Consider the following 20,498-nt stretch of genomic DNA (forward strand, 5'->3'; position numbering starts at 1 on the left):
CCAGACGCGAGGAAGGGGGCGGCGCCCCCGGCACTGCCCCCTTCCTCGCGTGTCCCTCCGAGGCTTTCAGCCCGGTCCGGGCAATCAGATGTAGTTGGTAAGCGAGAGGCTCGAGAGGCGCGCGAAGACCGAGTAGCTGGCCTCGAGCACGGTCTGGCGCTGCGAGATCTGCATCGCGACCTCGGCCATGTCGGCATCCTCGATCGAGCCGATCACGTCGGTCAGCAAGTCCGAGCGTTCGTCGGCGCGCTCGGCCATCATTTCGGCCCGGTTCTGGTTGCGCCCGTTGACCGCATTGGCCGCACGCACGTCGCCAAGGCCTGTATCGAACTGGTCGAGCGCGGTGCGGATCGCGTCCATCTGCGCATCGGTCAGGGTGTCGCCGAAGGGACCGGCCGCAGCGAGCGTGCCGAAGGCTGCAACCAGATCGGTTGCGACGTCGCTGGCGAGGATTCCGTATTGCAGGTCGACCCCGTCGCCGACGCGGCTGGACTGGCGCACCGTGTCGTTGGCGAAGGCATCGGCCGGGTCAAGCGTGGCAAGCTCGGAGAGGTCGGTGGGAATGAAGGGCTTGGTCTTGCTCTGCGATCCGGCGAACAGCGAGACCCCGCCCGATGCCGCGTTGAGGTTCGAGCGCATGTCGTCGAAGGCCGCCTCGAGCGTATTCTGCAGGCCGGAGGAATCGTCCGTGCCCAGAGCAGTGAGCAGGCGGGTGCGCAAGTCGGTCACGGTGTTGTCGATCTGGGTGAGGCTGGCATCGTAGATGGACAGCGTCGTCGACAGGTAGGTGGCCGCAGCCTTGTAGGAGCTTTGTTGGGCGAGCATCGAGCGCGCCGAGAGCGCGCGCGTCGCATTGAGGCCCAGTCCGGCGTAGTCGTCCGCCTTCTTGCCGGTCGAAAGCTGGACCTGGCTCTCGGCGAGGTTGGACTGCGTGCGGGCCATCGAACTGGCCAGCGTGCGCTGCAGGGGAATGGTGGCGACCCGGGTCATCTTGCGGTTCCTTATCCGACCATTTCAATCAGGGCATCGTACATCTGCGAGGCGGTGGTCATGACCCGCGCCGCTGCGGAATAGCTGTTCTGGAGGACGACCATCTGCGCCAGTTCCTCGTCGATGTTGACGCCAGCATAGCTGTCGCGCCGGTCGACCGCATCGGTGAGGCGGGCCGAGTTGTCGCGGTAGGCGGTGGCTGCGAGCGAGGCCGCGCTGCCCACCCCGCCGAGCAGGCGGTTGGTGAAGGTCTCGAGGCTGGCCGAGCCGTCCTTGCCGAAATCGACACTGCCGGAGATGGCGTCGAGAAAGGCCTGGCTGTTGCGCAGGTCGCCGGGGCCGATTGCGGCCTCGCCGGGTAGCGCATCAAGCTGCAGCTGCGCCAGCGGTACCCGCGTCGTGCTGGCAAGCATCGCTGCGGTGACTTCCGCCGTGGCGACGCCGCTGGCGGTTCCGCTCAGGCCAGAGAGTGCGGAAAACGACAGGCCGGTCCCCAGACGATCGGTCGAGTCCGAAGTGATCGAGACGCTGGCGCCTGCTGCGGCATTGCTCTCGGCGAAGAGCACGCGGCCACGTGCATCGAGTGAGAAGTTGCCGTAGTCGGCGAGCGGGCTGGCGTTCAGCTCGTCGACCAGATCGCTCCAGGCAGGGCCGGAGCTGCCGGTGAGGGCATATTCGGCCAATGTCTTGCCGGTGGAATCGCGCAGCACCAGCTGCGCGGTCTCGCCCGCTCCGAAACCGTGCGGGTCGGTGCCGGTGAAGCCTGATGGCGCCAGTGCACTCGTCGAGGAGCGGATCAGGTTGTTGAGCCCGAAGAACTGCGAGAAGCCGACGCCTGCACGCTCGCTGGGGCTGTCCGGATCCTGCGCGACGATGATGCCGTTGCCGGTCTTCGCGGCGCTGATCGAGAGCACGCCGTCCTGGAAGCTCGCTGTCGCATCGGTGCCGAGCGCGGTGTTGATGGCATCGAGGGCGTCGGCCACTGTCGCGCCTGGGGGAAGGGCGTCGAAGTCGACCGGGACCTTGCTCTGCAACACGCCGCTGGCATCGACGACGGCAAAGATCACGCTGCCGCTGAAGCCGAAGCGATCGGTCTCGACAAGACCGTTGGCCTGCCCGGTCAGGGTCTGCGGCGCAGGCAGCGAGGTGCCGTTGTTGGCGACCTGGTTGAGCGTGGTGGCAAGCCCGGTAAACAGTTGGCCCAGCTGCTCGGAAAACTCCGGCAGAGCGCGGTCGCGCATGTCGATCAGCCCGCCCAGCTTGCCGCCGACGGCGCTCGAATTGATCACTTCGCCGGTCGAGGCGCCAACGGTTCCGTTGTCAGCGGCGAAACGGATGTCGATCGCGGGATAGATTGCCTGCGAGGCGCCGCCGCCGGTGGGATAGCTCAGCTGGCGCAAGCGCTTGTCGAGCAGCACCTGTCCCGAGGCGGTGTCGATGGTGACGCGCCCGTCGGACTGCTCGCGCACGCTGACGTCGATCAGTCCGCTCAGCTCTTCCAGTGCCGTCATGCGCTGGTCGGCCGGGCCCGAAGTGCTCTGGCCCAGGCCCTGCAGGCGTGCGATCTCGGCGTTGTAGTCATGGACCTGCTTGAGCAGGACGTTGACCCGTTCGACGGTGTCACCGACCTCGCTCTCGACGTCGGCCTGCAGCGCCGAGATGTCATCCTGCAACTGGCTGATGGTGGTGATCGTGTCCTGCACCGCACCGGTGAACAGCGCGATCGATTCGGGCGAGCCCTGCAGCGAATCGATCTCGGCCGCAGTGCTCGAGATCGATGTCAGCCGCGCGGTCAGGTTGCTCGATGAATCGGTGGAACCCAGCAGTGCCTGGAGTCGGTCGAGATAGTTCGCGGTTGCCTCCGCCCGTCCGGCCGCGCCGCCGCGCTGGTAGACCGCGTTCTCGAGGAACTTGTCGGCGACGCGCGTCGGCTCGCCGACCACCACGCCGTTGACCACGCCTCCCGCGACGCCGGTGGCGAGCGAGACCTTCTGGCGCGCATAGCCCGGCGTCGAGACGTTCGCGATGTTGTTCGAGACCGTCTGCATCCCCGACTGCGAGGCCGAGAGGCCGGAAATGGCCGAGCTGAGGATCGAGTTGAGAGACACGGGCTGGCGGCTTCCTGAATGCTGTACGGGGCTGAGATCGCGGGAAATGGGGCAGGGGGCGACCTCTCAGGGCCGCCCCTTGCGCATCAGCGCTTCAGGTTCGAGACTTCCTGCAGCATTTCGTCGACCGTGGTGATGATCTTGGAAGAGGCGCTGTAGGCGCGCTGGAACAGGATCATGTTCGAGAACTCCTGCGCGAGGTCGACGTTCGATGCCTCGAGCGTGCTCGCCGAGACCTTGCCCGCGCCCAGCGAGCCGGGCTCGTTGATCGAGGCGCTGCCGGACTGCTGCGAGACCTGGTAGGCATTGCCGGCGATGCGGGTGAGGCCATCCGGGTTCTGGAAGGTGGCGATCGGCAGCTGGTAGATCGCCATGGTCGTGCCGTCGTCGAAGATCGCGCTGACAACGCCCGTGTCCGAAATCTCGACCGAGGCGACGGTGCCGAGCATGCCGCCGTTGACGTTCGAGGAAAGCAGCGTCGAGGTGCTGGCGAACTGGGTGAGGCCATCGAGCTGGCCGTTGGTGCCGAGGTCGAGAGAGATCGGCTGCGAGCCGGCGCCATTGGCCCAGCCCAGCGAGATCGAACCGAACAGCGCCGGGTCCGAGGCGTTGGCGTCGATGCTGCCGTCGGCGTTGAACACGACGGCGCCGCTGGCGATCACGCCATTTGCATCTGCGCCGCTCGCAATGTCGGCCGGATTGCCCGCGATCTCGGCGATCCACTGGTTTGCCGCGGTCTTGACGAAATTGAAGGTCAAGGTGTGCGTCGAGCCCTGCTCGTCGAATACTTCGACCGAGCGCGAGAACGAGGGGGTAACCGCGCCGGTGGTCATGTCGCCCGCGGTATAGGGCAGCTGCGCGGCATCGAGCGGCGTCGTGTTCGAGTTGAGGTTGGCGCGAAGCGCGATGTTGGTGGTCGGCTGCGCCGCGCCGGTCATCGCGGCGGGCTGCACGGGCTGCAGCGCGGAGAGGTCGCCGTTGTTGGTGAAGTTACCGAAGGAGTCGAGCGGCCAGCCGGTCAGGTAGAGCCCGGCGGTGTTGCGCAGGTAGCCCGAGCTGTCGGTGGTGAACGAACCGGCGCGCGTATAGGCGATCGCGCTGTCGGCGTCGGCACCGGTGCGCACGACGAAGAAGCCGTCGCCATCGATGGCGATGTCGGTCAGGCTGCTCGAGGCCTGCAACATGCCCTGCTTCGAGATCAGCGCCTTGGGCGAGGCGGTCACGCCGCCGGCCGAATAGCTGTTGCTCACCGAACCGTCGGTGACAAGCGTCTGGAACTGCGCCGAGACCCCCTTGTAGCCGGTGGTGTTCACATTGGTGATGTTGTCGGCCACGGTTGCCATGGCGCTGGCCTGCGCGCCGAGACCCGACACGCCTGCATAGAGGGCTGAATAGAGGCTCATTCCAATCTCCTGTCGATCCGGCTGGTCGGACAAGCACTTCCGGCAACCTAACAGGGGCATTGTAGAGGGTCTTCACGTGCGCGCGGCGTGGTGGCGCAGAAAAAAATGCTGGCCCGCGGTCACTTTCGAGCAAGGATTCATCCTATAAAGTAGGTAATCTTGACTAGGGTCCCAAGGCATGACGCTTCGTATTTCGCTTCGTAACAACGAGCAGGTTATCGTGAACGGGGCGGTCCTGCGCTCGCAGGGGCGAACCGACCTGATCGTCGAGAACAACGCGATGATCCTGCGCGGACGCGACGTGATGAAGCCCGAGGATGCCGACACCCCCGCCAAGCAGCTCTATTTTGCGACGATGATGGCCTATATCGACCAGGATGAGCTGGTCGAGCACCGCAAGGCCGTGCTTGCCCGCCTCGAGCAGCTGCTCGGCGCGCTCGAGAATCCGGAGGCCAAGTCGGTCTGCATCCGTTTCGCACAGCATGTGGGCTCGGGGCAGTTCTACGCAGCGCTCGTCGATTGCCGCTGGCTGATCGGTTACGAGGCCGAGGCACTCGACCGGCTCGCAGGTCCGTTCTCCGGACAGGGCGGCGATGGCGGCGTGTCTGCGGACACGCCGGACGTTTGAGGCGCGGGGGATGAACGCGCTTGCAGCAGCTGCAACGGGCCTGCGCATGCTCAGCCCCGATGTGCGCTACGGCCAGGTCGTCGCCGTGCGCGGCGCATTGATCGAAGTCGAGGGGCTGAGCGGGGTTGCGCAGATCGGCTCGCGACTTTCGCTGGGCACCAACGGTGCGCGGGTCGAGGCGGAAGTCACCGGGCTCGACCGTGACATTGCCCATTGTCTGCCCTTCAGCGAACCGCAGGGCATCGCCACCGGAGCGCGCGCCGACCTGCTTGCCAGCCAGTTCGCGCTGCGTCCCTCGGTCGGCTGGCTGGGGCGCATGGTCGATGGTCTCGGCCGCCCGATCGATGGCAAGGGCCAGCTGCCGCAAGGCGCACTGTCCTGTCGCATCAAGGCCTCGCCTCCGCCTGCCTCCTCGCGCATGCGCGTGGGCGAGCGTCTCTCCACCGGGGTGCGTGCGCTCGATGTATTCGCGCCCGTCTGCCGCGGGCAGCGCATGGGTCTGTTCGCAGGCTCGGGCGTCGGCAAGTCGGTGCTTCTCTCGATGCTCGCGCGCTGGACCGATTGCGACGTGGCGGTGATCGGCCTGATTGGCGAACGCGGCCGCGAAGTGCAGGAATTCGTGCAGGAGGAGCTGGGTCAGCTCGGTCTCGCGCGTTCGGTTGTTGTCGTCGCGACCTCGGACGAGCCCGCGCTGATGCGCCGCCAGGCCGCCTGGACGACGATGGCGGTCGCCGAATACTTCCGCGATCAGGGCCTCAACGTGCTGTGCCTGATGGACTCGGTCACCCGCTTCGCCATGGCCCAGCGCGAGATCGGCCTCGCCAGCGGCGAGCCGCCCGCAACCAAGGGTTACACCCCGACCGTCTTCGCCGAGCTGCCGCGCCTGCTCGAGCGGGCAGGCCCCGGTCTTGCCGGGCAGGGCTCGATCACCGGCCTGTTCACCGTGCTGGTCGATGGCGATGATCACAATGAGCCGGTCGCCGACGCGGTACGCGGTATTCTCGACGGGCACATCGTGATGAGCCGCAAGATCGCCGAGCGCGGTCGTTATCCCGCGATCGACGTGCTCAAGTCGGTTTCGCGCACGCTGCCTGCCGCGCTCGATGCAGGGCAGAACCATGCGCGCCTCACCGCGCGTCGGGTCCTTTCCACCTTCCAGGACATCGAGGAAATGGTGCGGCTGGGCGCCTACCGCGCCGGCTCGAGCCCCGATGCCGACCATGCCATCGCGCTCGCGCCGCATATCGAGGCGCTGCTCAACCAGGATCGTCAGGAGCGCTCCTCTGCCGACGAGAGCTTTGCCGGGCTGACGCAGCTGCTGGATCCTTCGAGCGAGGAGGCGTTGCATGAAGACGCCGTATGATACCGCGATGCGTGTGCGCCAGCGCGAGGTCGACCAGATCAGTGCCGCGATCAGCGCCGAGGCGAACGCGCTTGCCCAGACCGAAAGGCGCGGCGAGGAAGTGAGCGCGGCGATGCGGCGCGAGGCGGACCTTGCCGCGGCCGATTTCGGGGTGAGTGCTCACGCCTACCTCGCGCGCCAGCGTGCGGAGCGCCAGCGGCTGGCACAGGACCGGGTCGCGATCTCGGGGCGTCTCGAGACGATGCGCGCCAAGGCGGTCGAGGCGTTCAGTTCGCTGCGCGCGATCGAGAATGCTGCGGCGGCTTACCGCGCCGAAGCGGAGCGCATCGAGGCCAGCGCCGAGCAGGCCGAGGTCGATGACCGCTCGGCAGCCACGGTGGCCGGTGCAAGGCGTGCAGCGGCCGGCAAGGCTGCGCGTGTCGCGGCGGGCAGGAGCCGCTCGTGAGTGCCCTGCCGCCGGTGAATGCAGCGGCGATGTCGAGCGCCGATCTCGCCGCGCTGACGCCGGCGCAGCGCGCGCGGGTCATCTATACCCAGGCGCGCAGCGAGGTGTCGGACCGGTTGTGGCAGGCAGCGTTGGGCGATGGCGGCGAGGAAGGGCGCAGCGGCGATCGCTTCAACGCCGCCGGACGTCTTGGGGGTCTGGCTGACCTGCTGGGCGGTGTGGACCGCTCGGCCACCGGCCGCACGGACAGCCTGCTCTCCTCTTTCACGACCTTGATGCTTCCCGAACAGCGCGGCGAGCCATCGACTTGTGGCGGCGTAGGGCTCGCCGGGCCGGGGACCGCGCTCGATCCCGATGCCGATGCAGCAGCGCGTAGCGGTAGCGGCGGGGATGGGCACGGCGACACCGCCGCGCAGGCCAGCGCCGGGCTTTCGGCGGGACCGAATGCCCGTTACTCCGGCGCGCTTGGCGCAGCGGCGCAGCGCACCGGGCTACCCGCCCCGGCGCTGGCCTCGATCATCGATGCCGAGGCGGCCAAGGGCGCTGACGGCAGCTGGCAGGCCTATTCGCGTAACGCCCGATCGAGCGCGGCGGGTCTTGGCCAGTTCATCAGCTCGACCTGGCTGGGCGAGGCGCGACGCGAAGGGACCTGGCTCAACGCCATGGCAAACGAGCGTGGCTGGCTGGATCAGCGCGGGCGCATCCGTCCCGGTGCGCGCAGCGACCTGCTTGCCTTGCGCTACGATCCGGTTGCCTCGATCGAGGCGACGGCGGACTATGCCCGCGCCAACCTCGATGGCCTGCGCAAGGCAGGCGTTGCCGTCGGCTCGTCGGTCGAACAGCTCGCGCACGCCGCCTACCTCGGCCATCATCTGGGGCAGGGCGATGCGGTGCGTTTCTACCGCGGCGAGATCGGCAGCGATCGGGCACGCGTGTTGCTCAACGCGCAGATTGGCACCGAAAAGGCCAGCCGACGTATCGCCGCTGCCGGCAGTGCTGTCTCGGCACACCGCGCCTGGCTGCTCGACTATGTGGGACGCAACGTGCGTCCCCAGGCCTTTACGTCCTGATCGCGCGTCGTCTCTGATTCGACCTGCCCCGCGATTCGGCGATGCCCGCAGGTCCTTTCCCTCGTGATTGTCCTCAACGCGCTGTGACCACGCTAGCACGCAAAACCGGGTATCGGACGCCGCAAATCACAAATTTACAGGATAATCCTTGATTTTAGATATAGGAGTAATAAACCTTTAACGATTCAATGGGAATTTACCATTGTTTGAAGGGCCGCTGCCAACGGGGGTGCAGGGGTTCAAAGACCCGAGGATTACCATGTCTAAAACGTCCGATGCGCTTGAGGCGGCGGTCGCGTCCATCCTGTCCAGGCAGGTCGCGGAAGGTCAGCCTAAGACGGCCCGTCAACGTGCCGAAGACGACCGTACCTTTTCCTATATCCTTAAGCTGATCGCGCCGCGTATCCGCCACTTCATTCGCCAGTACGGGCTTGTCGCCCACTGGGAGGATGCCGAGCAGGCCTGCTCGATCGCGGTTCACCGTGCCATTCAGGCCTACGATCCGGAAAAGGCGCAGTTCACGACTTTCGTGAACTGGCAGATTCGTGGCGAGCTGCAGAGCCTGCGCTTCCGTCTCATGACCGACCAGCGCCCCTCGGCGCGCAAGGTCGAGGCGACCACGGTTTCGCTCGATGCCTTCTCGATCAACGAGGACGGCGAGGATATCTCAGCCGTGGCCTCGATCGAGGACGAGGATGCTCTTATGCGCACCGAATCCGGGGCATCGGATTATCTTGCCGAAGCCGCAATGGGCTCGCTTGCCGACAGCTACATCGAGCACTTGCGCAACATGGGCATGGAACGCCTGCGCCGCCAGGCGCGCCAGGAGCAGAAGCAGCGTATCCGCGCCGCGCGCCAGCAGGGCGTGCCCGCAGCAGAGCTGCGCACCCCGCTGTGGCGGGCCGAGGCCGAGCGTATCGACGAAAGCGGTCTTGCCGAGCTCGAAGAGCGCCTCGATCACAACCGTCGCATCGTCGAGCACCGGCTCTTCGGGCTGGCCGCCGAGAGCATCGAGGGTGAGGACGAGGAGGCCAGCAACCTGCGCGAACGCGCACGCCAGATCGCCAAGCGGGCAGCGCGCACGATGAGCGAACTGGCCGGGGCCGATCCGCGCTTCGCGATGATGGCCGAATACAACGAGGCCATGGTGCGCGAGAGGTCGGTCCACTGAGATCGCGTGGACCAGCCTCGCGCTGACCTGTCGCTTCGTCGAGTTGCCGCCACCCGAGGCGGTCGTGAAAGATCGGGACGAGCACCGAGCCTGCGGAGTCGCAATAGAGAGGCGCCACCTTCCGGTAACTGGAAGGGGCGCCTTTCCTGTATCGGTCGAATTTGAGGCCATCGCCCGGCGCATGGCCAGAAGCCCGCCAGCGATCGTCGATCGTGGCGGGCTTCTGGCGCGTCGGTGCGGTGACGTCGGGTTCAGCCCGCAGTGGGCTGCAGCGTCTCGGCCTGGGCGGCGCCGTTCTCGTTCGAGAGGCCTTCGATGATCGCGCGGTTGACCACGATCAGGTCCTCGATGTCGCCGCGCCCGGCCATGACCTGCGAGGTGTACTTGTCGACCCACAGGCCGATCGAGATGATCCGTCCGCGCAGGTCGTCGGGCAGCTGGTTGCCGTTCGCGGCGCAAAGGTTTGCAAAGGTATTCCACACCACGCGGTTGCGGTGCAGCGTCGCCATCAATGCGCCGCCCCGCAGATCGGCATCGCGCGCGGCGATCATCTCGCCGGTAATCTGGCTCATCAGGCGGTACTCGTTACCGCGCGGCGTGGCCGCGACCTGTTGGGCGCGGCGATAGGCGTTGATCGACATGATCGCTCCCTGAGGAAAATGCTATCCTCCATTATAGTGCAGGCCACGCGTGGTCGGTCGCGACGATGCGTCAAGTTGCTGCGCACAGTGCCGCGAGCGTCACGGGGCCGGGCGCAGGGCTGCGCAAAAAATGCGCGCCCCTGCGCCCGTATTTCCCTGCGGTCTTCCTATAGTGAAAAAGTCGGACCCGATCCTTTACCAACAGCGGACACCCCCATGCTCAACGCCGTCGGCCTCATCATCATCCTGCTCTGCGTCTTCGGCAGCTTCCTGATGTCGGGTGGCAACATGGAGGTCATCCTCCACGCGCTCCCGCACGAAATGATGGCCATTGCCGGGGCTGCCGTCGGTGCTTTCGTGCTCGGCAACTCGATGGGGGCGGTGAAGCAGACCTGGGCCGGGATCGTGCGTGTCTTCAAGGGCAGCCGCTGGACCGAAAAGGACTTTCGCGACCTGCTCACCGTGATGTTCACGCTCATCGCAACGTTCCGCAAGGAAGGCGGTTCGGGGATCGAGAAGCATATCGATGCGCCCGCGCAGAGCCCGGTGTTCCAGCGCTTCCCGCGCATCCTTGCCGACAACGGGCTGGTCGAGTTCATCTGCGACTACCTGCGCATGATGACCGTGAACTTCGAGGATCCGCACCAGCTCGCCGAGGCGATGGAAGGCGACATCGAGCGCCATCACGAGGAAGAGCTGATCCCGCAGCACGCGATCCAGATGATGGCCGACGGCCTGCCTGCGCTGGGCATCGTCGCGGCCGTTCTGGGCGTCATCAAGACGATGAGCTCGATCGACCAGCCTACCGAGATCCTCGGCGCGATGATCGGCGGTGCGCTCGTCGGCACGTTCCTGGGCGTTCTGCTGGCCTACTGCCTCGTCGGCCCGATCGCGCAGAAGCTGCTCCAGATCGTCGATTCCGACCTCAAGCCGTACCTCATCGTCAAGACCGCGATTGTCGGTCACGCGCAGGGGCAGCCGCCCGAGATCGCGGTTGAGCTGGCACGCCGCATGACGCCTTCGGCCTATGCGCCCTCGTTCACCGAGCTCGAGGCCGCGCTTGACGAGGTCAAGGGTGAACTCAACGCGCCGCGCGCTGCCGCCTGACCTGCGGCAAGGCTGAACAGCGATGAGCAACCACGCCCCTGTCATCATCCGCAAGGTCAAGAAGAACAAGCACGGCGGCCACCACGGCGGTGCCTGGAAGGTCGCCTATGCCGACTTCGTGACCGCGATGATGGCCTTCTTCATGTTGCTGTGGTTGCTCTCCAATCCGGACAAGGAGCAGCTCAAGGGGCTCGCCGAATATTTCTCTCCGTCGGAGAACCAGCCCGCGCCGCCCGCGACGCTCACCAACCTGCCCGGCTCGCAGCCGGGCCTTGGCGGTCACAGCCGCCGCGCGCAGTCGGAAGACCAGAAGGCGATGGGTGTGCGTACCGCCGAGGCAGGGACGCGCGGTGCGGCGCGTGGCGGCGAGGCCAACGTGCCCGAGGCTGCGCTGCGCGTGATGGCGCAGGAGATGCAGCTCGCGCTTGATCCGCCGGCCGACCCCACCGGAACCCGGGAAAATCTCCAGGTCGAGCCGACCCGCGAGGGCATGCGCATCCACCTTGTCGACAGCCGTGCGCGCTCGATGTTCCGTGGTTCCACCTCCGAACTCAACCCTTATGCGCGCGACATGCTGCGTCGTATCGCCGGTCAGCTCTCCAGCACGGCGGGACAGATCGCGATCGAGGGCCATACCGATTCCGTCGGTGGGCAGAGCGAGGGCAACTGGCAACTTTCCGCTGCGCGCGCGCTCGCAGCGCGGCGCGCCATGGTCGAGGCCGGGCTCCCGGTCGACCGCTTCAATGAAGTCGTTGCGATGGCCGGTAGTGATCCGGTCTATCCCGACCAGCCCGACCGCCCGGAAAACCGGCGCGTGACCATTGTCGTCCTGGCCGAGCCTTCGGCGCTCCCGCAGGACGCCAGCTTCAAGTTCTGACCGGCCCGGCCGGTCGCCCGCAACGGAAAGCCTCGCAGTGAGCAACAAGATCCTGACCGGCCTCGTGATGCTGGTAAGCGGTACCGCGATCGGCGGTGCCACCGCCTATGGGTTGATCAATTTCATGCCGCAGGTCCTGCCGGCCTTCGAGGCACCGGCCGCTGCGAGCGAGTTCATGGAAATGCCCCCGGTGATGGCGCCGCTGGTCGATAAGACCGGCAAGCTGATCGGCTATGGCGCCTTCGAGATCCAGTACGAGGTGCCTAAGGGCGAGGCCGAGGAGATGGCGGCGAGCATCCCCGTCCTGCTCGACGCGATCAACATGCGCACGTACCGCGCGCCGCTCGCCGGTGGCACGGATTCGGTGATCCCCAGCCTCGGTGCCTTGCGCAAGGTGCTGCTCGAGGCTGGCGCAGAGGTCTATGGCAAGGAGCGCATCCGCTCGGTCGCCATTACCCGCGCCTCGCCGGTCTGATCCTGCGCGGCCGCGTTCAGCTCACCCAGACGAAGCGCACCAAGCCCATCGCGAAGGCGAACAGGAAGGCGTAGCCGAACCTGTCGAGCCGCACGAGGTCCTGCCCGCGCTTCGCGCGCAGCCTGCCGACAAGCATCATCACGAGGCCGATCACGACCGGCGTGACGATGAGGTTCGCCAGCCGCAGCTGCGGCGCGGCAATCGGCGAATGGGGCAGTACGAGGAGGCTGACAGCGCCGGCGATCAGGCCGAGCAGCACGAACCCGATCGCGGCGTAGACCGGGTGCCAGGGGCGCTGGACCGTCTCGGCCAGCGAATGCATTCCCAGTTCCACCAGTGCCTCGATGACCAGCTGGAGCAGGACCTCGCCGAAGATCTGGAAAAGGAATTCAAGGAGCACTTCCATCACCTGACCCTAGGGTGAGGGAGAGGATAGGCAAGCGAAAACAGCTGTTTGCACGGGCATGTCGCGGGTCTCGGCTGCTGGCGTCGGCACGCAAAAAGAAAAGGCCGGCGCAGGGCCGGCCTTTTCGGTTCCAGGAGCGGGGTGGGTCGTCAGCCCGAGGCCGCGAAACTCTTTATCAGCGAGCCTGCGACGAGCGCCCAACCATCGACCAGCACGAAGAAGATGATCTTCATCGGCATCGAGACCGTGGCGGGTGGCAGCATCATCATGCCCATCGCCATGAGCACCGCGGCGACCGCAAGGTCGATGACGAGGAAGGGCAGCAGCAGCAGGAAGCCGATCTCGAAGGCGCGCCGCAGTTCGGAGATCATGAAGGCGGGCATCAGCGTGCTCATCGGCATCTCGGCGCGCGAACGCGGGCGCTGCTTGGAAAGCGAGACGAACAGTTCGACGTCCTCCTCGCGCACCTGGCTGAGCATGAACTTGCGGAACGGGCCGCTCGCGCGCTCGAGCGCCTGCGCCTCGTCGATCTGGCCCTCGTTGTATGGGACGTAGGCCTGGTCCCAGGCGGCGTTGAAGGTCGGGGCCATGACGAAGAAGCTGAGGAACATGGCGAGCGCGATGATCACCGGGTTGGGCGGCACGCCTTGCGTGCCAAGGCCCGAACGCAGCAGCGAGAGCGAGACCACGATGCGGGTGAACGAGGTGATCGTCATCAGGATGCCCGGCGCGAGGCTGAGCACCGTCATCAGGAGGACGAGCTGGAGAATGCGGCCCGAGACCGACCCGTCGCCCCCGCCCGCAGCCTGTGCCAGCGCGGTTTCAGGCAGGACGAGCATCACTCCAGCGGCGGCGAGTCCGGCGAGAAGGGTAACGGGCTTAGGCATTCTGGTCGGTTTCCGCAGCATCGATCGGGGGGATCGCGGTGGGGTCGGTGACATCGGCCGCAGGGTTGGCGTCGCTGCTCTCGAGCAGCAGCAGTCCCTCGGGCGCAATGACGAGCGTGAATTCGCGCTCGTCGCGGCGAACCAGCACGAGTGAGCGGCGCGGATCGAGTGCGAGGCGCTCGACCAGCTGCAGGCGGCGCTGCGCTCCGCCGCCGCCGATGCGGCCGAGCCAGGCCTGCGGCAGGCTCAGCTCATAGCGACGCACCAGATAGAGCGCGCCGACGAGCAGGCCGAGCACGAGTGCCAGCGAGCCGATCATGCGCAGGAACGAGAGAAATTCCATCGCTCAGGTGTCGCGCCGCACGATCCGCGTGATCTCGAGCGACATCACGTCGTCCTTCACCAGGATGCGGCCTTCGGCGACGCACTCGTCGTTGACGAAGACCTGGGTCGGGGCATCGTGGTCGCGGTCGAGCGGGATCATCGCCCCGCGGCTCATCTTGAGGGCCTGGCGGATGGGTATCTGCGTCGAGCCCAGGACGATCGACAGTTCGAGCTGTATGCCTTCGAGCACTGACATGGTCGTCTCCTTTCAGGTGCCTTATAGGAAAATATGTATAGGATGACGCCGCGACCCGGCAAAAATTGCCTATAAGGTTTCTGACTGCACCAGCAGCAGGAGCTTTCATGACCGACCTTACCAATTCGATCGGCGTTTCCGCCTCGGGCCTGAGGGCCCAGTCGCTGCGCATGCGCGTGATCGCGGAGAACATCGCCAACTCGGACTCGGTCGCGACCAAGGCCGATGGCGATCCCTATCGCCGCCGTGTCGCCACCTTTTCTGCCGAAGTCGATCGCGCCACGGGCGCGACCGGCGTCTCGGTCTCCTCGATCGAGGCCGACAAGAGCAGCTTCCCGCGCGTCTACCAGCCCGGCAGCCCGGTCGCCGACGCGGACGGCTACGTCGAGCAGCCCAATGTCAATCCGCTGATCGAGGCGGCCGACATGAAGGCGGCGCAGCGCTCCTACGAAGCCAATCTCAATGCCATCGAATCCGCGCGCGGCATGACCATGCGCACCATCGACCTGCTCAAGTAAGGAATATCAGACATGGTCATCGGAAAGCTTGATGCCGTTGCGGCCTATGGCCGAGCCCTCGGCGCAGTCGGTCCCAAGTCGGGTGTCGCAGGCGGCACCGGTCTCAACCCCACGGGGGGCGCGGCACCGACCGGCGCTGCCAGCTTCGGCTCGATGGTCGAGGGCATGGTCGGCGAGGCCGCCGGCACCCTGCGCACCGCCGAGGCCGAGAGCGCCAAGCAGGTCGCGGGCAAGGGCGACCTGATCGACGTCGTCACCGCCATCGGTGCCGCCGAGACCGCGCTCGACACCGTCGTCGCGGTGCGCGACCGCGTGGTCAGCGCCTACTCCGAAATCATGCGCATGCAGGTCTAGGGCCGGGATCGAAGACGGGAAGCCTACGAGATGGACTCCTCTGCCGCCATCGAGATTGCGCGCGCCGCGCTGGTGCTCGCGCTGACGATCGCCGGGCCGATGCTGATCGCCGCCCTGATCGTGGGTGTCGCCATCGGCCTGCTCCAGGCGCTCACCCAGGTTCAGGAGATGACCCTGACCTTCGTGCCCAAGATCCTCGTTCTCGGGCTGGTCCTGCTGCTCTCGCTGCCGATGATCGGCCACGCGATGGCGGCCTTCATGGACCGTATCGCCGACGCCATCATCACCGGCTGACGCCATGGACTTCGACCCCGCCCTCCTTGCGCGTCTGCCGGTCGACACGGCGACGTTCCTCGTCCTGTTCTGCAGGCTGGGGGCGGTGTTCATGCTGCTTCCGGCCTTCTCCGAGGATTCGGTGCCGCCCAATATCCGGCTGCTGCTCTCGCTGGGCATGACGCTCGGGCTCTACGGCATGCTGGAGGGGCGCATCGCACCGGTGGCGGGCAACGAGGCGAGCCTGCCGATGCTGGTCGTCTCCGAACTGCTCGTCGGGCTCGCGCTCGGCGCGATCATCCGCATCCTGTTCAGCGCCGCGCTCGTGGCGGGGTCAGTGGTTACGCAGCAGATCGGGCTGGGCGCGGCAGCGGTGTTCGATCCGAGCCAGGGCGGCCAGTCGGCGCTGCTCGCGCGCTTCTTCGGGCTGGCCGCAGTGCTGGTGTGCATGTCGCTCGGCGTCCACCACATGTGGATCGCCTCGATCGTCAAGTCCTACGATGCCTTCCCGGTCGGCGGCTTCCCGCCCGCTGCCGACTTCGCGCAGCTCGCCGTGCGCGTGCTGGGTGAGGCCTTTTCGCTGGGGCTCAGCCTTGCCGCGCCGCTGATCCTCTACGGCGCGCTGTTCAACCTCGGCCTCGGGCTCGCCGCACGCGTCGCGCCCACGATCCAGGTCTTCTTCATCACCCAACCGCTCAACATCATGCTGGGCGTATCGCTCACCGCGCTGACCATCGGTGCCATGCTGACCGCATTCGCGACTGCCATGGCCGATTTCATGCGCTCGGGCTGGAGCATCTGAGCCATGGCCGACGCGGACAAGGACCAGAAGACCGAGGAGCCGACAACCAAGCGGCTCGAGGACGCGCGCAAGCGCGGCGAGGTCGCCACCGCTCCGGAAATGCGCCACGCGACGATGATGATCGGCGCGCTGGTCGTGGCCGGCTGGCTGGGTGCGAACATGCTCGCCAGCATGGCGACGCTGTTCCGCCGTCTCTGGGGCGATGCGCAGGACTTTCGCATCGATGCAGATGGTGCGCAGGGTCTGATGACCGGCATCGCCATGCATACCGCATGGGCGCTCGCGCCGATCTTCGCGCTGCTCATGGTCTGCGCGATGGCGACCGCCTTCCTGCAAGGGCGCGTGACGATGAGCTGGACCAGGCTCGCCCCCAAGTGGTCCAAGCTCGATCCCTTCTCGGGCCTCAAGCGCATGTTCGGCCAGCGTGCGCTGGTCGAGTTTCTCAAGACCCTCGCCAAGTTCGCGGCGATCGTCATGGCGGTGCTGGTGGTGCTGCGCCCGCGGCTTGCCGGATTCGACCAGCTCGTCGGTTTCACTCCGTCCGCGCTCAGCCTTTCCGCCGGAACCTTGATGTTCGAGGCGGTGCGCGCGGTGGTCATGGTCGTGGTGCTGCTCGCCGGAGCCGATTTCGTCTACCAGCGCTACGCCTTTCGCCAGCGCATGCGCATGACGCTGCAGGAGGTGAAGGACGAGCACAAGCAGAGCGAGGGCGATCCCAAGATCAAGGCGCGTATCCGCCAGATCCAGATGCAGCGCGCGCGCAAGCGCATGATGGCGCAGGTCCCCACCGCCAGCGTCATCATCACCAACCCGACCCACTACGCCGTCGCGCTCAAGTACGATCACGGCGCGATGCAGGCGCCTGTCGTCGTCGCCAAGGGCGTCGATGCGGTCGCGCTCAAGATCCGCGAGATCGCGAAGGAAGCAGGGGTCCCGATCGTCGAGAGCCCGCCGCTCGCGCGCGCGCTCCACGCCTCGGTCGAGGTGGACCGCCCGATCAGCGTCGAACACTACGCCGCGGTCGCCGAGATCATCAGCTACGTCCTCAAGCTCGCGCGCCGCAGCGCCGTGCGCGCTTGAAAAACCACGCCATGTGCCAACCCATGCCACGCCAGTCGTCTATAAGGACTAAGATGCAAGTGCCCCTGAAATCGCGGCTTCGCGCCCTTTTCCTCGCCCTGGCTGCGGCCATGGCCTGCGGCCTTGCCCTTTGCGGTTTCGCCGCGAGCGCATCAGCCGCGCCGCAGCCGCGTATCAAGGACATCGTCGATGTCGAAAACGTGCGCCCCAACCAGCTGGTCGGCTACGGTCTCGTCGTCGGCCTGCAGGGCACCGGCGACCGCGTGCGCAACGTGCCCTTCACCGAGGAGACGCTGCAGGCCATGCTCGAGCGCATGGGCGTCAACATTCGCGGCGACCAGATGCGCACCCAGAACGTGGCCGCGGTCATGGTCACCGCAACCATGCCGCCGTTCGCGCGGCGTGGCTCGACGATCGACGTGCAGGTCTCGGCGCTGGGCGATTCCACCAGCCTTCAGGGCGGCATCCTCATCGTATCCTCGCTGCGTGCGCTCGACGGCGAGATCTACGCGGTGGCGCAAGGGCCCGTCGCCGTCTCCGGCTTCGAGGCACGCGGTGCGGCCGCGCGCGTGAGCCGCGGCGTGATGACCACGGCACGCATCGCCGGCGGCGCGATCATCGAGCGCGAGGTGCCCTATGCCCTCGCTTCGGCGAGCAGCCTCAAGCTTGCGCTCAAGAACCCGGACTTCACCACCGCCCAGCGCGTCGCGCGCACGATCAACCGCGAGGTTTCGGGCGCTGCCATCGCGCTCGACCCGGCGACCGTCGAGATAACGCCGCGCGGCAGCTCGGTCATGGAGCTGGTCTCGCGCATCGAGAACCTGACGGTCGAGGTCGACCAGCCCGCGCGCATCGTCATCAACGAGGCCGCCGGTACCGTCGTCATGGGCGCGGACGTCACCGTCAGCCCGGTCGCGATCGCGCAGGGCGGGTTGACCATTTCCGTGACCGAGAGCCCCGTCGTCTCGCAGCCGGGACCGCTCTCGAACGGCACGACCCAGGTCGTCCCGCGCACCCGCGTCGAGGCCGACGACGGTTCGGGCGCTTCGCTCGCCCTGCTCACGCAGGGGACCTCGCTGCAGACGCTGGTCACCGGCCTCAATGCGCTCGGCGTCAGTCCGCGCGACCTTATCACCATCCTCCAGGCGCTGCGCACCGCAGGTGCGCTCCAGGCCGAAATCACGGTGCAGTAAGCATGAGCGACATTTCCCTTCCCTCGTTGCCCTCGCGGCCGGTCGTCATCAGCCAGGACAAGAGCCCCGCTGCGGTTGCGCGCGACTTCGAGGGAGTCTTCGCCGGGCAGATGATGAAGCTGATGATGGAAAGCGTCGAGCTCGACGAACAGACTTCGGGCGGCCACGGCGAAGAGATGTTCCGCGGCGTGCTCGCCGAACAGATGGGTAACCAGATCGCCAAGGGCAGGGGGCTGGGCATCGCCTCGGCCGTCGAGGCACAGATCATCCGCCTCCAGGGAGGAACCGACAATGGCCAATGAACTGATCGAGATCGTCTCCTCGCTCAACCTCGTCATGCGCGAGGAGACCGAGCGCCTGCGCAACCGCGAGCGCGTGCTCGACCTCGCCTCGCTGGCGAGCGCCAAGACGCGCCTCGTCGGTGCGCTCGAGGAGGCGATCGTGCGCCAGTCGCGCCGCACGCCAGACTGGTTCGCCAAGGCGGACGAGGAGACCCGCGAGACGCTGCGCGAGCTCTTCGCCGAGCTGGTGAGCGTCTCGGAGGAAAATGCTGCGGTCCTTGGCCGCCAGATCGAGCTGTCGAAGGACATGGTCTCGGCGATCACGGCCGAGGCGCGCCGTCTCAGCGGTAACCGCGCGCGCACCTACGGGGCGAACGGCGATCTCGCCCAGCAGGACCTCGCGACGCCGATCTCGCTCGATGGCGCCTACTGACGCAGCCTGGGAAACGCAGATAGGCATACGAGGCCCGGCTCGGGGAAGTCTCCCGGGCCGGGCCTTGTCGCATTTGTGCGGCGCGTTCTGTCTGGTCAGGCGGCCAGCGTGGCCGCAAACGTGTCAGGCCATGCGAAAACGGGGTCGTCGGGCATGTTACCCGGCGACCCCGTTCTTATTCGCGTAGCTGGCTGCGAGCCTATTCGTAGATCGCGGCAATCACGGTGCCCACCTGGCCCGGGTCGAGCTCGTCGATGGCGATCTCGTAGTCGGGATGCAGGCTGAAGCCGATCATGCGGCCCTGGCGGTCATGCGTGATCGAGAGCAGGCGCAGGATGCCTTCGGCCTCGCTCACAACCGCAATGCTGCCAGCCGAGGGGAATCGGTCGGGATCGACGATCAGCGTGGCGCGGCCGGGAAGCCCCGGTCCCAGCGTCGGGTAGCCGACGCGCAGGCCGTAGCTTGCCGGGCCCGCCATGCGTGGCGCGGGCACCTCGGTGTCGGTCGGAAGGCGGGCGATCTGGCCCTCGGGGAGCGGGAAGCCGAAGACCGGCACCATGCGCTCTTCGCCGGGCTCGACACTTGCGCGTGCGCTGTTGTCGTTGGTCGGCGCGATGGCCGGTTCGGGCAGGGCGGGCGCAGACTCGATGGTTGCGTGTGCCTGTGTCGCCGCGACCGGGCTGGCCTGTGCCAGTTCGGCGCGCAGCGCATTGACCCGCGTGCGGGTCTTGTCGATGCGCAGCTTGGGATTGGCGATCAGGGGCAGCGTTTCGTCGAGATCGCCACTGCCGTACAGGTCCTCGATCTTGCGGATGAAGACCGCATTGCTGCGCACTGCGAAGAGTTTGTAGAGGCCGCTGCGGATGTCCTCGTTCCAGCGCTCGAAGGGCTTGAAGGCGTTCTCGATGCGCGAGAGGATCACCGGCGCGATGCCGTAGTCGTTCTCGAGCGCGGCGATGGTGAGTTCGGGATCGGCATTGCGGCGATTGCGCAGCGCCGCGGCGACGAGCACAGCGAAGCGATCGCTTTCGTGCGAGACGCGGTCGCTGCCAAGGTTCGGCTCGGCCCAGTCGGCAATGTCGAAATGCGGATCGTCGATGTCGATCAGCAGGTCTTCGGGCGCAACTGCCAGCGCTTCGCCGATGGCGCGCAGTTCCGCGGCGCGGGCGAAGACTTCTCCACGTTCGATCTTGGAGAGCCGGATATAGGTTACTCCCGAAAGACGTTCGGAAAGCTCGAGCAGCGAGCCTCCGTCACGTTCCTTGCGGAAAGTCCTGATGTGGTTCGGAAAAACGAACGAGCGCCAGGAATCGATGCACAGGGGCTCACCCCCTTCGCCAAGCGGGGTCCCGGTACCGTTACCGATAAGGCCATTCTTATCCGACATGCACCCTCTGTTGTGAGTATGCATCC

At 66.6% G+C, this 20,498-nt stretch carries 25 protein-coding genes; 16 read left to right on the forward strand and 9 right to left on the reverse strand.

All coding sequences use genetic code 11. From position 1 onward, the window contains the following. Positions 1 to 84: 84 nt before the first annotated feature. The 3 genes from I5E68_RS02950 to flgE all read right to left on the reverse strand — a co-directional run bounded on the left by I5E68_RS02950 (position 85) and on the right by flgE (position 4,501). Complete coding sequence (locus I5E68_RS02950) at positions 85 to 990, reverse strand: flagellin (RefSeq protein WP_197160620.1); 906 nt, start codon at positions 988 to 990, stop codon at positions 85 to 87. Positions 991 to 1,001: 11 nt separating this feature from the next. Further along, positions 1,002 to 3,098 carry a flagellar hook-associated protein FlgK gene (flgK, locus tag I5E68_RS02955; protein ID WP_197160621.1) on the reverse strand — a complete coding sequence of 699 codons (2,097 nt, stop codon included), beginning with the start codon at positions 3,096 to 3,098 and terminating at the stop codon, positions 1,002 to 1,004. Positions 3,099 to 3,184: 86 nt separating this feature from the next. Beyond that, a complete protein-coding gene (gene flgE, locus I5E68_RS02960) occupies positions 3,185 to 4,501 on the reverse strand; it encodes a flagellar hook protein FlgE (RefSeq protein ID WP_197160622.1) in 1,317 nt (438 codons plus the stop codon). A 178-nt stretch (positions 4,502 to 4,679) separates the two neighbouring features. Between flgE and I5E68_RS02965 the strand changes: the two genes are divergently transcribed. The 5 genes from I5E68_RS02965 (at position 4,680) to I5E68_RS02985 (ending at position 9,178) form a co-directional block, all read left to right on the forward strand. Next, positions 4,680 to 5,129: a flagellar biosynthesis repressor FlbT gene (locus tag I5E68_RS02965; protein WP_197160623.1), complete on the forward strand. Its 450-nt coding sequence runs from the start codon at positions 4,680 to 4,682 to the stop codon at positions 5,127 to 5,129. Between the two features lie 10 nt (positions 5,130 to 5,139). After that, complete coding sequence (fliI, locus tag I5E68_RS02970) at positions 5,140 to 6,492, forward strand: flagellar protein export ATPase FliI (protein ID WP_197160624.1); 1,353 nt, start codon at positions 5,140 to 5,142, stop codon at positions 6,490 to 6,492. Further along, entirely contained in the window at positions 6,476 to 6,937 is a 462-nt protein-coding gene (locus I5E68_RS02975) for a hypothetical protein (protein ID WP_197160625.1), read from the forward strand. Before fliI ends, I5E68_RS02975 begins: the two co-directional genes overlap by 17 nt. Continuing rightward, complete coding sequence (locus I5E68_RS02980) at positions 6,934 to 8,007, forward strand: peptidoglycan-binding protein (protein ID WP_323982072.1); 1,074 nt, start codon at positions 6,934 to 6,936, stop codon at positions 8,005 to 8,007. The genes I5E68_RS02975 and I5E68_RS02980 overlap by 4 nt, the downstream gene beginning before the upstream one ends. A gap of 259 nt (positions 8,008 to 8,266) precedes the next feature. Continuing rightward, on the forward strand, positions 8,267 to 9,178 hold the full coding sequence (locus tag I5E68_RS02985) for a sigma factor (protein ID WP_197160626.1): 912 nt from the start codon (positions 8,267 to 8,269) through the stop codon (positions 9,176 to 9,178). Positions 9,179 to 9,429: 251 nt separating this feature from the next. Here the strand turns inward: I5E68_RS02985 and I5E68_RS02990 are convergent, their stop codons facing one another. Beyond that, entirely contained in the window at positions 9,430 to 9,819 is a 390-nt protein-coding gene (locus I5E68_RS02990) for a flagellar biosynthesis regulator FlaF (protein ID WP_197160631.1), read from the reverse strand. Between the two features lie 216 nt (positions 9,820 to 10,035). On the opposite strand from I5E68_RS02990, the gene motA reads away from it, so the two are divergent. The 3 genes from motA to I5E68_RS03005 are packed head-to-tail and all read left to right on the forward strand — an operon-like array spanning position 10,036 to position 12,278. Then, positions 10,036 to 10,926, forward strand: a complete 891-nt coding sequence (gene motA, locus I5E68_RS02995) for a flagellar motor stator protein MotA (RefSeq protein WP_197160632.1) — start codon at positions 10,036 to 10,038, stop codon at positions 10,924 to 10,926. Between the two features lie 22 nt (positions 10,927 to 10,948). Further along, complete coding sequence (locus tag I5E68_RS03000; RefSeq protein WP_197160633.1) at positions 10,949 to 11,803, forward strand: flagellar motor protein MotB; 855 nt, start codon at positions 10,949 to 10,951, stop codon at positions 11,801 to 11,803. 37 nt (positions 11,804 to 11,840) lie between these two features. Beyond that, positions 11,841 to 12,278 (forward strand): hypothetical protein, encoded by a 438-nt coding sequence (locus I5E68_RS03005; RefSeq protein WP_323982073.1) that lies wholly within the window; start codon positions 11,841 to 11,843, stop codon positions 12,276 to 12,278. 16 nt (positions 12,279 to 12,294) lie between these two features. Here the strand turns inward: I5E68_RS03005 and I5E68_RS03010 are convergent, their stop codons facing one another. The 4 genes from I5E68_RS03010 to I5E68_RS03025 all read right to left on the reverse strand — a co-directional run bounded on the left by I5E68_RS03010 (position 12,295) and on the right by I5E68_RS03025 (position 14,151). Next, positions 12,295 to 12,684 (reverse strand): hypothetical protein, encoded by a 390-nt coding sequence (locus tag I5E68_RS03010; RefSeq protein ID WP_197160634.1) that lies wholly within the window; start codon positions 12,682 to 12,684, stop codon positions 12,295 to 12,297. A 149-nt stretch (positions 12,685 to 12,833) separates the two neighbouring features. Beyond that, positions 12,834 to 13,571 carry a flagellar type III secretion system pore protein FliP gene (fliP, locus tag I5E68_RS03015; RefSeq protein ID WP_197160646.1) on the reverse strand — a complete coding sequence of 246 codons (738 nt, stop codon included), beginning with the start codon at positions 13,569 to 13,571 and terminating at the stop codon, positions 12,834 to 12,836. Next, entirely contained in the window at positions 13,564 to 13,914 is a 351-nt protein-coding gene (locus tag I5E68_RS03020) for a flagellar biosynthetic protein FliO (protein WP_197160648.1), read from the reverse strand. The genes fliP and I5E68_RS03020 overlap by 8 nt, the downstream gene beginning before the upstream one ends. Positions 13,915 to 13,917: 3 nt before the next feature. Beyond that, positions 13,918 to 14,151, reverse strand: coding sequence for a FliM/FliN family flagellar motor switch protein (locus I5E68_RS03025; RefSeq protein ID WP_197160650.1), 234 nt, complete (start codon positions 14,149 to 14,151; stop codon positions 13,918 to 13,920). Between the two features lie 107 nt (positions 14,152 to 14,258). Between I5E68_RS03025 and flgC the strand changes: the two genes are divergently transcribed. From flgC to I5E68_RS03065, 8 genes are all read left to right on the forward strand, one after another. Continuing rightward, positions 14,259 to 14,669 (forward strand): flagellar basal body rod protein FlgC, encoded by a 411-nt coding sequence (gene flgC, locus I5E68_RS03030; protein WP_197160652.1) that lies wholly within the window; start codon positions 14,259 to 14,261, stop codon positions 14,667 to 14,669. Positions 14,670 to 14,681: 12 nt separating this feature from the next. Then, positions 14,682 to 15,023, forward strand: coding sequence for a flagellar hook-basal body complex protein FliE (gene fliE / locus I5E68_RS03035; protein WP_197160654.1), 342 nt, complete (start codon positions 14,682 to 14,684; stop codon positions 15,021 to 15,023). 30 nt (positions 15,024 to 15,053) lie between these two features. Then, positions 15,054 to 15,317, forward strand: a complete 264-nt coding sequence (locus I5E68_RS03040) for a flagellar biosynthetic protein FliQ (protein ID WP_197160656.1) — start codon at positions 15,054 to 15,056, stop codon at positions 15,315 to 15,317. 4 nt (positions 15,318 to 15,321) lie between these two features. Then, the gene (gene fliR / locus I5E68_RS03045) at positions 15,322 to 16,098 is read left to right on the forward strand and encodes a flagellar biosynthetic protein FliR (protein ID WP_197160658.1); all 777 of its coding nucleotides are present in this window, start codon (positions 15,322 to 15,324) and stop codon (positions 16,096 to 16,098) included. 3 nt (positions 16,099 to 16,101) lie between these two features. Continuing rightward, positions 16,102 to 17,178 (forward strand): flagellar biosynthesis protein FlhB, encoded by a 1,077-nt coding sequence (gene flhB, locus I5E68_RS03050; RefSeq protein WP_197160660.1) that lies wholly within the window; start codon positions 16,102 to 16,104, stop codon positions 17,176 to 17,178. Between the two features lie 110 nt (positions 17,179 to 17,288). Beyond that, complete coding sequence (locus tag I5E68_RS03055) at positions 17,289 to 18,371, forward strand: flagellar basal body P-ring protein FlgI (protein ID WP_228727025.1); 1,083 nt, start codon at positions 17,289 to 17,291, stop codon at positions 18,369 to 18,371. 2 nt (positions 18,372 to 18,373) lie between these two features. Further along, positions 18,374 to 18,673, forward strand: a complete 300-nt coding sequence (locus tag I5E68_RS03060; RefSeq protein WP_197160664.1) for a rod-binding protein — start codon at positions 18,374 to 18,376, stop codon at positions 18,671 to 18,673. Continuing rightward, on the forward strand, positions 18,663 to 19,085 hold the full coding sequence (locus tag I5E68_RS03065) for a flagellar biosynthesis protein FlgN (protein ID WP_197160666.1): 423 nt from the start codon (positions 18,663 to 18,665) through the stop codon (positions 19,083 to 19,085). Before I5E68_RS03060 ends, I5E68_RS03065 begins: the two co-directional genes overlap by 11 nt. Positions 19,086 to 19,284: 199 nt before the next feature. On the opposite strand, the gene I5E68_RS03070 is transcribed toward I5E68_RS03065, so the two are convergent. Further along, positions 19,285 to 20,472 carry a helix-turn-helix domain-containing protein gene (locus tag I5E68_RS03070; RefSeq protein WP_228726795.1) on the reverse strand — a complete coding sequence of 396 codons (1,188 nt, stop codon included), beginning with the start codon at positions 20,470 to 20,472 and terminating at the stop codon, positions 19,285 to 19,287. Between the last annotated feature and the right edge of the window lie 26 nt (positions 20,473 to 20,498).

Origin of the sequence: Novosphingobium aureum (genome assembly GCF_015865035.1) — a bacterium.
GTDB classification, from domain to species: Bacteria; Pseudomonadota; Alphaproteobacteria; order Sphingomonadales; family Sphingomonadaceae; genus Novosphingobium; species Novosphingobium aureum.